Genomic DNA, 16787 nt, shown 5'->3' on the forward strand with positions numbered 1-16787 from the left:
CATGAATCAGGTCGAGCAAAAAACAAAAATTTCGGATAAGCAATACTGCAACAGCCTCAGCAGCTACAGCCGATTTAAGACCCGCGAAGTGATGGTTGGCGATGTGGGCTTTGGAGGGGACAATCCCATTCGCGTGCAGTCGATGACCACTGCCGACACCAAAGACACTGAGGCTACTGTGGCTGAGTCTATTCGAATGATTGATGCTGGTTGTGAGCTCGTGCGGATAACGGCTCCGAGCAGAAAAGACGCTGAAAATCTCGGCCCGATAAAGGAAGAACTGAGAAAGCGCGGTTACGAAACACCTCTGGTGGCCGACATTCACTTTACTCCAAATGCTGCGGAAATCGCGGCTCGAATAGTCGAGAAAGTCCGGGTGAATCCGGGGAACTACGCAGATAAAAAGAAATTTCAGCAGATTGAATATACCGATGAAGAGTATCTGGGAGAGATTGAGAGGATTCGACAAAAATTTGAGCCACTTGTAAAGATCTGCAAGGAAGAAGGTACAGCTATGAGAATCGGTACCAACCACGGCTCGCTGAGTGACCGCATTATGAGTCGCTACGGTGACACACCGCTCGGAATGGTGGAGTCGGCCATGGAGTTTATCCGCATTTGCCGCGACAACGATTTTCACGATCTTATAATTTCGATGAAAGCCAGCAACCCGCAGGTGATGGTGCAAGCTTACAGACTTCTCGTTCACACCATGATGAAAGAGGGAATGAACTATCCGCTGCACCTGGGAGTGACAGAAGCTGGAGAAGGCGAAGATGGGCGAATAAAGTCAGCGGTGGGAATCGGAACTCTGCTCGAAGACGGTTTGGGCGATACCATTCGCGTGTCGCTCACAGAAGCTTCTGAAAAGGAGATTCCCGTGGCAAAAGCACTTGCCGATCGCTACGAAAAGCGTCCGCGACAAACCAAACTTCCCGAACCACAAACCATTCCGATTGATCCGTTTGTGTTTGAAAAACGAGACTCTCGCCAGGTAATGAACATCGGGGGAAGCGAAGTGCCTCGAATAGTGGCTGACTTTAGTAGAAAAGAAAAAATTACACCGGCTTCATTTTTCCCTATCGGGTACAACTACTCTGTTCCTTTGGACAAGTGGAACATTGCGGACATGGCTTGCGACATGGTTTTTCTTGGAGACAAGTTGCCAGATTTTGAATTGCCGGGAACGCTCCTGGCTGTAGCCAATTACCCAACCTGGAAAGATCATCAGAACAGAGATCGCGTCTTCCCTTTGCTCACTCTAGAGGAGTATCTTGGAAGTGGTGATCGATCGGAAAAGATGAATCTGGTAGAACTGAGCTACGCTGGTCTCACGGATACACTTGTCTCAACTCTGAAGAGCGATCCGACCGTTGTGGTGGTTTTGAAAAACGACACAGACCACGGTATGGCCGAGCAGCGCCTTGCCTTCTTCCGATTTATTGAAGAAGAATGCGAAGTGCCAGTAATTATTAAACGCAGTTACGAAGACATTACCGAAGAGCACCTTCAGCTTTACGCATCGACAGATATGGGAGCGCTGCTCATTGATGGCATGGGAGATGGCATTTGGATTGATACGGAGATTCATCCAAAGAAAGTAAATGCTCTCTCATTTGGCATTTTGCAAGCTACACGCACTCGCATTTCAAAAACAGAGTACATCTCGTGTCCTTCTTGCGGGCGCACACTCTTCGACCTTCAGGAAACTACAGCGATGATCCGGAAGCGTACAGATCATCTTAAAGGTGTGAAAATCGGAATCATGGGCTGTATTGTGAACGGTCCCGGTGAAATGGCCGATGCTGACTACGGCTATGTGGGTACTGGACCCGGTAAAATCACTCTTTACAAGGAGAAAGAAGTAGTTAAGAAAAACGTCCCTTCAGCGGACGCTGTTGATGAATTGATCAATCTGATTAAAGAATACGGAGACTGGATAGAGCCTTAGTCGTCCAGTATTAAGAAGAAGTTTCTTTAGAACTCTCCGGAGCACTTTGTACTTCCGCTGCTGACGATTCCGTGTCTAAATCTGATTCGGTTTCATCCTCTTCCTTACTGTTGCCAAAAAAGGCTTTTTGACGCAAGAAAATAATGGCCACACCTATGGTGATGCTTGAGTCGGCAATGTTGAAGACTGGTCGGAAAAAGGTGAACTGTTCGCCTCCTACAAAAGGAAACCAATCTGGGTATTGCCCATTGATGACTGGAAAGTAGAGCATATCAACCACGTGGCCCATGAGAAATGGGGCATACCCATCTGAAGAAATCTCTGCAACTCCGGCATAGGGAATCCAGCGTCCTTCCATTTCGCTCCACATCATTCCCTTGTCGAAAATTAGCCCATAAAATGCGCTGTCGATAATATTTCCGATTGCCCCGGCAAGCACTAGTGCCACGCACATGATGAAACCGGGATGCGCTTTTTTTCGAATGATTGTCCACAGATAGTAACCAATGGCTATGATGGCAATGATTCGGAAAATGCTGAGTGCCAGTTTACCGTGCATCCCGCCAAACTCGAGGCCGAATGCCATACCTGGATTCTCCACAAAATTGATTTGAAACCAATCCCAGCCAAAAACGTGGATCGACTCACCTAGAGACTTGCTGAGCTTGATCCAAAGCTTCACAGCCTGGTCGATAAAAAGAACACCAAAAATGGTGATGAGTGCGCGTTTCAAATCGATTTGCGGTCTTGAGATTTATGAAAAAGAAAAACTCACCTGGAAAAAGTCAAAGTGAGTTTTTCGATAGCTTTTATTTCAAAAGAAACTGAAAGGGGCGTGGCTTATTGCATTCGCTTGGCCTCAATGCTGAGAGTAGCGTGAGGCACGAGCTTGAGGCGTTCTTTTGCAATTAGTTTTCCCGTCACGCGACACACTCCGTAAGTCTTATTTTTGATGCGGATTAGAGCGTTTTCAAGAGATTCGATAAACTTTTCCTGACGAGATGCCAGTTGAGCAGTTTCTTCCCGGCTCATGGTTTCTGAGCCATCTTCCATCATTTTAAATGTTGGAGACGTATCGTCAGTGCTGTTATCATCAGCATGCGAGAGAGACTTTTTCAATTGTTCATAGTCTTCTCTTGCCTTCTCCAGCTTGTTTTTTATGAGGTCTTCAAATTCTTTTAGCTCTGAGTCTGAATATCTGGTTTCTGCCATTTGCTATCTATTTTAAAATTAGTTGAGTCGTCTTATGGCGATGCGTGTGCTCACGTCATCGCTCACTTCTACCTCTTCGCCACTGTCGAGCGAATCCACCAATTGTAGGTCACCCGCCAGCGTTTCCGAGCAAATATAATTTAAATTCTTTTCGATTGCAGCGTTGATAAAATCGTGCTTTTTGATCTGCAACGCGATCTTTTCGGTCACTTCCAAACCACTGTCTTTTCGAAGGTTTTGGATACGATTTACAAATTCACGTGCAATTCCTTCTTCACGAAGCTCGTCAGTGAGAGTGATGTCCATTGCTACCGTAATTCTACCCTCGGTGGTTACAAGCCAACCGGGAATATCTTGCGATGTAATTTCTACATCGCTCTGCGTCAAGACGATTTCTTCTCCTTCAAGATTGAGCTGGTATTCGCCTTCACTTTCAATATTTTGAATGTCTTCCTGATCGAACTTACTTACGGCAGCTGCAATTGCTTTCATCTGCTTACCGTACTTAGGTCCCAGAGTTTTGAAATTTGGCTTGATCTGTTTCACCAACACTCCAGAGTCTTTCAGGTACTCCAGCTCTTTCACGTTTATTTCGCTGAGTATTAACGCCTCAACAGATTGCAACTGCCGCTCGAATTTTTCATCCAAAATAGGAATCATGATTTTCTGCAACGGTTGGCGAACGCGGATGTGCTCCTTTTTGCGCAAGCTCAATGCCATAGACACTACCTGCTGAGCGATTTCCATTCTTTCTTCGAGGTCTGTGTCGATAAGGCTTTCGTTGACTTCCGGAAAAAGAGCTAAATGCACGCTTTCTGCTTTTTCTTTTCCTGTGGCTGCATTGAGGTCGCGGAATAGCCTGTCGGCAAAAAACGGTGCAATCGGAGCCGTCATCTTTGCGATGTCGGTCAGGCAAGTGTAAAGCGTTTGATAAGCCGAAATTTTGTCGTCTGTAAACTCACCTTTCCAAAAGCGTCTGCGGCACAGTCGCACATACCAGTTGCTGAGTTGATCAGTAACAAACTCCTGAATCAATCGGCCAGCGCGAGTGGGCTCATAATCCGAATAGGCTTCATCAACGCTTTTCACCAGTGAGTTCAACTTCGACAAAATCCAGCGATCTATTTCAGGCCTTTTTTCAAACTCGATATCCTTATGGCTATAGTCAAAGCTATCTACGTTGGCATACAGCGCAAAGAAAGAGTAGGTGTTGTAGAGCGTTCCGAAATACTTTCTTTGGATTTCTTCGATCCCGGCCAGATCAAACTTGAGGTTGTCCCACGGCTGAGCATTGGTGATCATGTACCAGCGGGTGGCATCTGGGCCAAATTTCTTCAGCGTTTCAAATGGATCCACAGCGTTGCCGTGGCGCTTGGACATTTTTTGTCCATTTTTGTCGAGCACGAGTCCATTGGAGACTACGTTTTTGTAGGCTACGGAATCGAAGCACATGGTTGCAATGGCGTGGAGCGTGAAGAACCATCCTCTGGTTTGATCCACACCTTCGGCAATAAAATCTGCCGGATAGGCAAACCCTTCTTCAACTTTTTCCTTGTTTTCAAATGGGTAGTGCCACTGGGCATAAGGCATAGAGCCTGAATCGAACCACACATCGATAAGATCGGCTTCTCGCTTCATCGGTTTTCCCGAATCGGAAACAAGTGTGATTTGATCTACGATGTTTTTGTGAAGGTCGAACTGGTCGTAATTCTCATCAGCCATGTTGCCCACTTCGAAATCGGCAAATGGATTTTGATCCATCAGTCCGGCATCTACAGCTTTCTGGCATTCGGCCTTGAGCTCCTCAACCGATCCAATACACTTGGCTTCATCACCTTCTTCGGTGCGCCAGATTGGGATTGGGATTCCCCAGTAGCGCGAGCGCGAGAGGTTCCAGTCGTTGAGGTTTTCGAGCCAGTTTCCAAATCTTCCGGTTCCGGTGCTTTCGGGTTTCCAGTTGATGGTTTTGTTGAGCTCGATCATGCGATCCTTGGCTTCGGTGGATTTCACGAACCACGAATCGAGCGGGTAAAACAAGATTGGCTTGTCCGTCCTCCAGCAATGTGGATAGCTGTGTTCGTATTTTTCTACATGAAATGCCTTCCCTTCTTCCTTGAGCTTTATGGAGATTTCTACATCGACAGATTTTTCGGGAGCTTCGCCTTCATCGTAGTATTCGTTTTTCACATACTTACCGGCAAGATCACCCATTTGCTTCACAAATCTTCCCTGGAGATCTACAAGTGGTCGTGGGTTTCCGTTTTCGTCCGGAACGAGCATCGCGGGAACTCCAGCATCTTTGGCAACCTTGGCATCATCAGCACCAAAAGTCGGGGCCGTGTGTACGATTCCGGTACCGTCTTCGGTTGTCACAAAATCTCCAGGGATTACGCGGAAAGCTTCTTCCGGATTTTCCATTGGCTGGACGTAGGGCAACAGCTGTTCATAACGAATGCCGACCAGGTCTTTCCCTGTCATTTTACCTATCACTTCGAAAGGCACGTCCTTTTTCACCGGGAAATGTTTGTCGACCAGTGGAGTGGCCACTACCACAGTCATTGGTTCACCCGTGTACGCATTGTTTGAGTTCACAATGCTGTACTCAATTTTTGGCCCAACAGTCAGAGCGGTATTTGAAGGAAGTGTCCAGGGCGTGGTTGTCCAGGCGATGAGGTCGAAGGGAGCAACAGCGCGTTTGTCTTCATCGACAAATTGATGGAGTTTTTCCTGATGATCATCAGCTACGCGAAACTGAGCCGTGGCGCTGGTGTCTTTTACCTGGCGGTAGCAGCCCGGCTGATTGATCTCGTGGCTGCTCAGTCCTGTTCCCGCTTTTGGCGAGTACGGCTGAATGGTGTACCCCTTGTACATCAGACCCTTGTCGAACAGTCTTCTGAGGAGCCACCAAACCGACTCCATGTATTTTGTTTTGTAGGTGATGTAAGGATCGTCCATGTTCACCCAGTAGCCCATTTTCTCAGTTAGGTCGTTCCACACATCAGTGTAGCGCATCACGGCTTCTCGACAGGCTTTGTTGTAATCTTCTACAGAAATTTTCTCACCAATATCTTCTTTGGTGATACCGAGTTCCTTCTCAACCCCAAGTTCTACGGGTAGTCCATGAGTGTCCCAACCGGCTTTACGGTTTACGCGAAAGCCTTTAAGTGTTTTGTAGCGACAAAAAATATCCTTGATGGCTCTGGCCATAACGTGGTGAATACCCGGCATTCCATTTGCCGAAGGGGGTCCTTCGTAAAAGACGAACGGCTTGTTGGCATCGCGCGAGTCAATACTCTTTTGAAAAGTGTTTTCAGATTTCCACTTCTCCAATATTTCATCGGCTGTTTGGGGCAGGTTTAGCCCTTTGTATTCCGGATATTTCTTGTTCATAAAACCCATAGATTTTAAAGGTTGCGAAGATAATTAATTTCAAAGAGTTGATGGCTGATTAGAGTCCGGCCGGGGAGAGCCCTCCATTTAATTCGAAAAATATCAATCGAAAACGAAACGTCCTACAGCAAATCAATTATGATAACAACGACATTGACTGTGTTTAAGTAAAACAAAAACAGTTGTTTACACCGCTTACTTCATTCTCTGGTACGGAAGGAAATACCTGAAACCTACACTAAATCTTCCATTATTCCTACAAGCAAATCTTTCATACCTGCTCACATTTGCCATCGTATCCTCACTTCCATGTGTTGATGCGGCACTGAAACGAGATTCTAAATACAAGAAGAGTGAAACCTGGTTTTAAAAGGTTGGCCTGATTCATTGAATTCAGGTGGATGAGTAACAATAGTTTACAAAACTGGGTATACATGAAATTGTACAACTACATCAAGATGTCATTCTTTACAACGAGATCGCACTCACCATATGGAGTGGAGATCTCTTCCTTTTACGCCTTTAGAAAAGTGCTCCTTGCATTGGCATTCATAGTTTTCTGCACTGCACAAGGATTCGCCCAGCTCGATACGTTGCACTTGCTTCCTCCTTTTGGTGGTGGTGTTGGCAACAATGAGCAGCCTGGAGATATGTTTCTCTATTTGTCGACACCTTCGACAGATCCAGTGAATTATACCATCACTGATGCATCTGGTAATAATGTGATTCAAACCGGAACAGTTGTCAATGGCTCCCCAGTTCGCTATGACGATTACGGAATTGCTTCAGGAGTGGCTGTTGCTCACAGTGACCTGAATAGCGTGCTTAGTTCTAATGTAGGATTCAAGGTAGTTTCAGATGCACCAATATATGTCAACCTGCGTTTGCGATCAATTGATGGTTCTCAGGCAGGGTCGCTTACATCTAAAGGAAATAATGCGCTGGGTACAGTTTTCAGGCTTGGAAGTATTCCCAACAAACAGAATGATAGTAATAAAGGTACCACCTTCGGAGTGGTTGCCACGGAGAACAACACAACGGTAAACATCGATCTCACTGGGTCGGGTGTTACACTTGTAGGCCCCTCTGCACCTTCAACAAACTCAGTTATTACCGTTACACTGGATGAAGGTGAATGCTATGTATTAAGATGTGATGCTGAGGATGACCCGGATAACCTTGATGGAATGATCGGTGGCCTGGTGACTTCCAACAAGCCGATTGTAGTGAACACGGGTTCGTGGTGTGGTGAACCATCTACTTCTTCGGGTCGAGATTATGGGATTGACCAAATCGTTGGTGTTGAAAAAATTGGTACCGACTACATTTTCGTTCGGGCCCAGGGTGGAAACGACCGGGAAAAGCCACTGATTGTAGCACATACGGACAATACAGAAATATATGTAAACGCATCTGCCACTCCAATTGCGACAATAAATGCAGGTGAGTGGTATGACATTAACGGATCTAATTATGTCTCTGGTGTGATGTCAGTTTACACATCAGAACCGACTTTTGCCTATCAGCTCCTTGCCGGAAATAATGCGGGGAACACTGCCGGAATGAACTTCGTTCCGGATTTGTCATGTCAGGTAGATTCGGTAATTAGCGAGATTCCAGACATCAGTAAAGTCGGTGGAAATACATTTTCCGGGGGGGTAACTATTACCACTTTTGCCGGATCTGACATTTATATTAATGGAGTGCTCGAAACAAGCACACCTGTAACCACAACTCTTTTAAATGGTGACAGCTACGATGTTTACAACCTTTCAGGACTCACGGGTGATGTGACGATTACTTCCAGCACAATTGCAATCGTTTCTTTCTACGGGGTTTCTGGTGTTGCCGGATACGCTGGGTACTTCTCAGGATTCCAGCGTCCGAGTGATGTTCAGATCCAGCCGGATGCAACTTTGAGTACACCAGTTGAGGGATGTATTTACGGTCTATTTGCAATTCAAAGAACTGGAGATGTTTCTGTTCCATTTACTGCAGACGTTTCTTTTGCTGGAACAGCCATTCAGGGCACAGATTACGAAGTTTACGACACTTCATGGAATCCATTGGGAACAACCATAACCTACGCAGCTGGCGAGACTACGAAATACATAATTATCGATGCATACGATGATGCGGTAACAGAAGGCACAGAAACCATTGAGGTTACCTTTTCGTGGTTGCTCTGTAATGAACTTCAAACAGCCTCGAGAACGGTTGACTTAGAGGAGCCAACGATTTCAGTTACCTGTCAAAATGATACGACTATTTATACTGATCCAGGCACCTGTACAGCCAACTTTAGCTTTGGCTACCCTACAGTTGAGTCGCATTGTTCAAACAGCATTTCTCGAACTGATGGCAGTGGATTGAATAGCGGTGACGATTTTCCTATTGGAACAACAACAATAGAATGGACAGCAACTACGAGCGATGGTGAAGCCACTGATGTTTGTTCATTTAATGTTACTGTCATAGATAACATTGCACCTGCAATCACTTGTCCTGCAGACATTACGGTCAACACCGATCCGGGCGATTGCTCAGCGAATGTGACTGTTCCCCTGGCAACAGCTACAGACAATTGCGGAGTCTTTATTTTAAATGATCACGACACCTACATTCAGGATTTCGAGTCTTTTTCCAATGGAGATTACATTGGTGTAGAAGCCAGTGAATGGACTACCTGGAGCGGAAGTACAGGAGGGGCAGAAGACGCTCAGATTGTGACTAATCAGGCGAATTCGGGTTCAAACTCGATTTACTTTTCGAGTACAAGCGGCAGTGGAGGACCACAGGATGTAGTTCTTCCTTTTGGTGGATTAATTGATTCAGACATTTTCAACTTCGAGACTGCTCTTTATGTAGAAACAGGAAGTTCTGCATACTTCAATTTCCAAGGTTCGGAGACAATTGGAACCAGCTGGGCTTTGGAAGCTACCTTTAATACAGACGGAACTTACAACCTGAGTTCAGGTGGAATTAGCGGAACTTATTCCCAGGGTCAATGGATCGACCTGAGATTCAGAATGAATCTGACTTCGAACAACTGGGAGTTCTTTATTAATGGAGTTTCTCAGGGAACCTGGTCTAACGGAACCAATCAAATTGCTTCAGTTGATATTTTCCCTGCTGATGCTAACGCGAGTTTTTGGATAGACGATGTTTCATTTTCAACTGATCCTGCAGCTGGCGGTGGCGCTGATGCTTCGGGTATTTATCCGGTTGGAACCACTACGGTGACATACACAGCAGTTGATGATGCAGGTAATGAGACAACTTGCACCCAGGACATTACAGTGGTAGACAATCAGGACCCAACCATTTCTTGCCCCAGCAATCAATCCATTTCTGTAGATGCTTCTTGTCAGGCTTCTTTACCAGATTATTTAGGGTCTGTCACGGCTAGCGACAACTGCGGTTTCACATTGGCACAGAGCCCAGCTGCTGGAACTGTTTTAACACCTGGCACAACGACTGTTACCATAACCGCAACAGACACCTATGGGAATACAGAATCATGCACTTTTGATGTAATGGCAGAAGACACCGATGATCCTGTAGCGACCTGCCCAGGTGATATCAATGTAGATCTTGATGAAAACTACGAGTATATCATTCCAGACTTTACTTCAGGTGCATCAGGATCTGATGTTTGTTCAGGCCCTTCAGATCTTGTCTATTCTCAGGATCCAACTGTGGGAACAGCTATAAACTCTGATCAAACAGTGACAATCTATGTTACAGATCAAGCTGGAAATTCGGGTTCGTGTACTTTCGAAATTATTGTCAATCCAGTGGTAGACACTGATGGTGATGGGGTAGCTGATTTGTACGACTTAGATGATGATAACGATGGGATTCCGGATACTGAAGAAAGAGAATGCACTACAGCAGAACCCGCTTCTCTGGTTGAACCAGCCACAACCATTCAAGGAGGAACACATGTTTCTGCTGTCTACACAAATGATAATGGATATTGGTCAAGCTCCACTTCTTCTATAAACCCTGTAAAGGCTACAAGAGAGAATAATTTATTTGCTTTTGAAACGAATGGAGTGACTTATACTACTGGTGTTGAAAATGATCGTCTGATAGATACGGATGGTGATGGAGACCCTGACGAAATTGATACTGATGGAGATGGGATAGGGGATATACCTTGTTCAAACTCCGGATGGTTTGCATTTCAACCAAGCAATATCATAGATAATGAAATTTTCCTGGAGGGCTCTGAAATTGATGGGAACCCTTCTTCTGCGCTTGGATCGACATATATCTCTGACCCAGGAAACCAGCCCTTAAATTCTTTACTTTACAATGGTCCACATGGATTAAACCTGGGAACCGGGATAGCAAATATTGGCGGAGACTGGTTTTTCAATGTTGCTGGGTTGGATATTTCAACTGTTGGTGATGGTGCTCCTGATATACTTCTGAGTCAGGTCGCTCAAACGGGAGGGGTATCTCATACTGTAACATTTTTTGACGCTACCGGAAATGCCATCGGCAATTCAGTCGAAGTATCGGCAGAGGGTACTGGCGAGCTGAATTTTGTAGTCGGTGAGAGTAATTACGACATATACAATTCTGATGGAAGTGTGTTTCAAACCGCAGCCGATAAAGAATTAAGATTGGCTACCATAGAGCTCCAGGAGTTTGGTATTACTGCCGCAAACATCGGTGACATTAGCTTGATGAGAGTTTCTCTTTCATCAAATGCAGATGTGGCATTTATTGCACATAGCTTCGAGTCTTTTGGAGATGTTTGTCAGGATATTGATACAGATAATGACGGCATTCCTAACCACCTCGACCTGGATTCTGATAATGATGGAATTTACGACCTTGTTGAAGCAGGCCACGGTGCTGCAGATGTGAATAATGATGGAGTGATAGACGGAGGTTCATCAGCTTTTGGAGAGAACGGATTGGCAAATTCACTTGAAACTTCTACAGAAAGCGGAGATATCAACTACAACATCAAAGATTCTGACGCAGACGGTAATTTTGACAGCATCGAACTGGACTCAGACGGTGATCTCTGTTTCGATGTTGAAGAAGCTGGCTACTCAGATCCTAATGGAGATGGCCTTCTTGGCGATAGTCCTGTGATTGCTAACGGACTTGGTTTGGTAACTTCGGGAGTGGATGGCTACACGACACCTATTGCTTCGAACAGTGTCGACTTTGATTACACAGTAGTTACTCCCCCAGAAGCCCCGACCCTTCCAGACATTACAGAAGAATGCTCGGCCACTGTTACAGCGCCAACCACTACTTCCTGCACAGGAATAATAACTGGTACAACTTCAGATCCAACAACCTATTCTACACAAGGATCTTACACGATTACATGGACTTTTACAGATGCCTCAGGAAATAGCACAACTGCGAACCAAAATGTAATCATTGATGACACAACAAACCCAACAGTTTCTTGTCCAGCGGATCAAACTTTTTCAGCAGGTGCTTCTTGCCAGGTGAGTCTTCCAGACTACGCATCTGGAGCAACTTCGAGCGACAATTGCTCGGTTACTGTTACTCAATCTCCAGCTGCGGGAACCTTGTTAGGTGTAGGAACAACCACAGTTACACTTACAGCAACTGACGATGCAGGTAACACGTCTAATTGTTCTTTTGATGTAACTGTTGAAGACACTGAAAACCCTGTCGTTGCTTGCCAGGACATTACTGTTCAGCTTGATGCGACCGGGAACGCAACCATAACCGGAGCTGACCTCGACAACGGTAGCGCCGACAACTGCGGAATTGCTTCATTAACATCAAGTCAAACAGCATTCGATTGCACTGACTTCCCAACAGAAACTGTAAGCTCTAGCGATGGTTACGATGTGGATATTAAGGTTATGCCAATTGCGATTAATCCTGTGGGAAGCACTTGTGCATTTGGTTACAGCTATACAGTTACACTGGCTTATCAAATTGATTTTAGTGGTTCAAATATTCCTGCCAGTCTCTACACTTTGCAGGGAAATATTAATTGCGATGGAAGTAACATCTTCTTCAATTTGCCCAATTCTGGTGGATCTGGAGTTTTCACTACTTCGCAGGCTTACACTTCGCAAACAAACTGTGCCACAGTAACTCCTGCCGACCTGGCTTGTGGTGGAATTGACGTTGATATCAGCGGGCCTGGTATTCCGAACACGACTGTTACAGTTCCTACATCCAACGACATTACACTAACAGTAGAAGACAACAACGGAAATACAGATGTTTGCTCATCTCAGGTGACGGTAGAAGACAACATCGCTCCATCTGCTGTTTGCCAGGATATTTCTGTGAATCTCGATGCCAGTGGACAGGCGAGTATTACCACAGCCGACATTGACAATGGTTCTTCAGACAACTGTGGAATCGTTCACATGGAACTTTCGCAAACTGACTTCACTTGTGCGGATTTGGGAAGCAACTCTGTGACTCTTACTGTTTATGATTTCTACGGAAATTCAGACATCTGCACGGCAACGGTTACAGTAAATGACAACCAAACCCCTTCACTCACTTGCCCTGCAGATCAAACAATTTCTCAGGATGCAAGCTGTTCGGCAACGATGCCGGATTACACTGCAGGTGTAGCAGCTGACAACTGCTCTGTGACAGTTACTCAGTTACCAGCTGCGGGCTCTTCACTTTCTACAGGAGTTACTTCAGTTACTCTTACTGCGACTGATGCAGCGGGTAATTCAACGAATTGCTCATTCGATGTAACTGTTGAAGATTCAACAAACCCAACTATTACGTGCCCTGGAAACCAAACGGTTTCAGCAAACGCATCGTGTGAGGTTAGCCTTGCAGACTATACGGGAATGGCCACTGCAAACGACAATTGCTCGGTGACAGTAACTCAGTCTCCAGCAGTTGGCGCGACAATCGGATTAGGTACAACAACAGTTACTCTCACTGCAACAGACGGAGCAGGAAACATGGCTACATGTACATTCGATGTTACGGTAGAAGACACAACTGATCCAGTGATTGGCTCTTGCCAGTCAGATGTTTCCAGAAGTCTTGACGGAAGTTGCGACTATTCACTTGAAGATTTTACAGGAGCTATTTCAGCTACTGACAACTGCTCTGCAGCAGGGAACATTACTTACACGCAATCTCCGGCAGCAGGAACAATTTTGAGTGGTCACGGCACCACGCAGGTTGTAACGCTCACAGCAACTGATGAAGCCGGAAATAGCGCTGACTGCACATTCACTCTTACTCTTGAAGATACTACTGCTCCTAGCTTCAGCTACTGCCCATCTTCTCTGACAGAAACTGTGGATGCTAGCTGTGAATGGACAGTTCCTGATTACGCTGCCCAGGCTGCAGCTGCTAATGTGGCAAGCGATAACTGTACAGCGGATGCTGGAATTACTTACACTCAGTCGATTGCTGCAGGTACGGTTCTCAGCGGACACGGAACAACTCAGGTTATAACATTGACAGCGACTGATGCTGCTGGAAACTCAACAGATTGTATAGGCACTATCACACTTCAGGACACTTCAAACCCAACGATCTCCTGCCCAGCTGATCAGACAATTTCTGCGAATGCAAGTTGTCAGGCGAGTCTACCAGATTATACTTCCGCAGCCACAGCAAACGATAATTGTTCGGTAACTGTGACGCAGTCACCGGCAGCTGGTGCAACTCTGAACCTCGGAACCACCACAGTTACTTTGACAGCAACAGATGGCGCTGGAAACACAGCCACTTGCACTTTCGATGTAACGGTTGAGGACACCACGAATCCAACAGTAACTTGCCCTGCAGATCAGACGCTTTCAGCAGATGCTTCTTGTCAGGTAAACCTTCCGGATTACGCTTCTGGAGCCACGGCCAGCGACAATTGCTCAGTTACTGTTACCCAATCACCAGTCGCTGGTGCTTCACTTGGACTCGGAACTACTACAGTTACTTTGACAGCAACAGATGGAGCTGGGAACACAGCAACTTGCACTTTTGACGTGACAGTTGAAGACACAACGAACCCAACGATTTCTTGTCCCGCAGATCAGACTATTTCTGCGACTTCAGGATGTGACGCAAATTTACCAGACTTTACCTCACTGGCCACTGCCAACGACAATTGCGATGCTACACCAACACTTACACAATCGCCAGCGGTTGGAGCAGTTGTAAACGGAACCTCTACGGTGACAATCACCGCAACTGACGCAGCAGGAAATTCTTCATCCTGCACTTTTGATGTGACTGTGGAGGATGATACTAATCCGGCAATTTCATGTCCAGCCGATCAAACGGTTTCTGCAAATGCCTCTTGCGAAGCGACTTTAGCAGACTACACGTCTTTGGCAACAGCGAGCGATAACTGCGATGCAAGTCCAATTGTCACTCAGTCTCCTGCAGCTGGTGCAACTCTTTCACTTGGTGCAAACACTGTGACACTAACTGTAACCGATGCTGCTGGAAACACAAGCTCGTGCACATTTGATGTTGTAGTAGAGGACGCGACTGATCCAACGATTTCATGTCCTGCCGATCAAACGATTTCAACCACAGCTGCTTGTGACGCCAGTCTTCCAGATTACACTGGATCGGCCACAGTGGGTGATAACTGCGATGCAGCACCGACTGTAACCCAGTCTCCGATTGCAGGAACCTCTCTTGGACTTGGAACTACTACAGTTACCTTGACTGTAACAGACGGAGCTGGAAACACAGCCACTTGCACATTCGATGTAACAGTAGAAGACACAACAAACCCAACAGTAACTTGCCCGGCAGATCAAACACTTTCAGCGGATGCTTCTTGTCAGGTAAACCTTCCGGATTATGCTTCTGGAGCTACGGCAAGTGATAACTGCTCAGTAGCGGTTACTCAATCTCCAGTTGCGGGAACTCCTCTTGGACTCGGGACTACTACAGTTACTTTGACAGCTACCGATGGAGCTGGAAACACAGCCACTTGCACATTCGATGTAACAGTTGAGGACACGACAAACCCAACAGTAACTTGCCCGGCAGATCAGACGCTTTCAGCAGATGCTTCCTGTCAGGTAAACCTTCCGGATTACACTTCTGGAGCAACAGCAAGTGATAATTGCTCAGTAATGGTTACTCAATCTCCAATTGCGGGAACTTCACTCGGACTTGGAACTACGACAGTTACCTTGACTGCAACAGACGGAGCTGGAAACTCGGCAACATGCACTTTCGATGTAACGGTAGAAGACACGACAAACCCAACAGTAACTTGCCCTGCAGATCAGACGCTTTCAGCAGATGCTTCATGTCAGGTGAGTCTTCCTGATTACGCTTCAGGCTCGACAGCCGGTGACAACTGCTCAGTAACTGTTACCCAATCACCAGTCGCTGGTGCTTCACTTGGACTTGGAACTACGACAGTTACTTTGACAGCAACAGATGGAGCTGGGAACACGGCAACTTGCACTTTTGACGTGACAGTTGAAGACACAACGAATCCAACAATTTCATGCCCTGGTGACCAAAACGTTTCGGCAGACACGAACTGCGAATTCACCATGGCAGATTACACTTCGCTTGCCACTGCTTCAGATAACTGTTCAGTTACAGTGACTCAAAGCCCGGCATCCGGAGCAACAGTTTCCGGCACAACAACAGTAACCCTCACCGCAACTGACGCCTCGGGCAATACCGCCACTTGCACGTTTGATGTAGTGGTAACTGACAACGCAGCGCCAGTGATTAACACTTGCCAGAGCGATGTCTCAAGAGATTTGGATGGAAGTTGCGAGTATAGCCTCGAAGACTTTACCGGAGCGATTGTAGCTACCGACAACTGTACACCAGACGCCAACATTGTCTACACGCAAAGTCCGGCAGCAGGAGTGATCCTGACGGGAGTGGGATCAAGTCACACGATCACACTCACTGCAACTGACACAAACGGTAACTCAAGCGATTGCACCTTCGACATTACGCTCGAAGACAACACCGCCCCAGCGATTGCTTGTCCAGCTGATTTTGACGAAGCAACAGATGCCAGTTGCGAGTTCTCGATTCCGGATTACACTGGCCTTGCAACAGCAAGCGACAACTGTGACGCTGGAGTTGTAGTAACTCAATCACCAGGAGTGGGAACAGTGCTTTCAGGCGAAGGAACCACACAAGTGATCACTTTGACAGCGACAGACGCTTCAGGGAACAGTACAGACTGCTCTTTCACGATCACACTAATTGACGACATCGACCCAACAATCACCTGCCCGGC

5 protein-coding genes are annotated in these 16787 nt (G+C 46.3%); 2 read left to right on the forward strand and 3 right to left on the reverse strand.

The window, feature by feature from the left end; all coding sequences use genetic code 11:
- Nucleotide 1 precedes the first annotated feature (1 nt).
- Nucleotides 2-1951 carry a (E)-4-hydroxy-3-methylbut-2-enyl-diphosphate synthase gene (ispG, locus tag ABHV44_RS02175; RefSeq protein WP_459072998.1) on the forward strand — a complete coding sequence of 650 codons (1950 nt, stop codon included), beginning with the start codon at nucleotides 2-4 and terminating at the stop codon, nucleotides 1949-1951.
- Between the two features lie 10 nt (nucleotides 1952-1961).
- On the opposite strand, the gene ABHV44_RS02180 is transcribed toward ispG, so the two are convergent.
- The 3 genes from ABHV44_RS02180 to ileS form a co-directional block, all read right to left on the reverse strand.
- Nucleotides 1962-2684, reverse strand: a complete 723-nt coding sequence (locus ABHV44_RS02180; protein WP_459072999.1) for a lipoprotein signal peptidase — start codon at nucleotides 2682-2684, stop codon at nucleotides 1962-1964.
- A gap of 107 nt (nucleotides 2685-2791) precedes the next feature.
- On the reverse strand, nucleotides 2792-3163 hold the full coding sequence (locus tag ABHV44_RS02185; RefSeq protein WP_459073000.1) for a TraR/DksA family transcriptional regulator: 372 nt from the start codon (nucleotides 3161-3163) through the stop codon (nucleotides 2792-2794).
- Between the two features lie 18 nt (nucleotides 3164-3181).
- The gene (gene ileS, locus ABHV44_RS02190) at nucleotides 3182-6553 is read right to left on the reverse strand and encodes an isoleucine--tRNA ligase (protein ID WP_459073001.1); all 3372 of its coding nucleotides are present in this window, start codon (nucleotides 6551-6553) and stop codon (nucleotides 3182-3184) included.
- Between the two features lie 434 nt (nucleotides 6554-6987).
- Here ileS and ABHV44_RS02195 point away from each other — a divergent pair.
- A partial coding sequence (locus tag ABHV44_RS02195; protein ID WP_459073002.1) for an HYR domain-containing protein occupies nucleotides 6988-16787 on the forward strand: 9800 nt, incomplete at its 3' end.

Source organism: Halocola ammonii, assembly GCF_049334165.1.
Lineage (GTDB): Bacteria > Bacteroidota > Bacteroidia > Flavobacteriales_D > Sanyastnellaceae > JBEGHD01.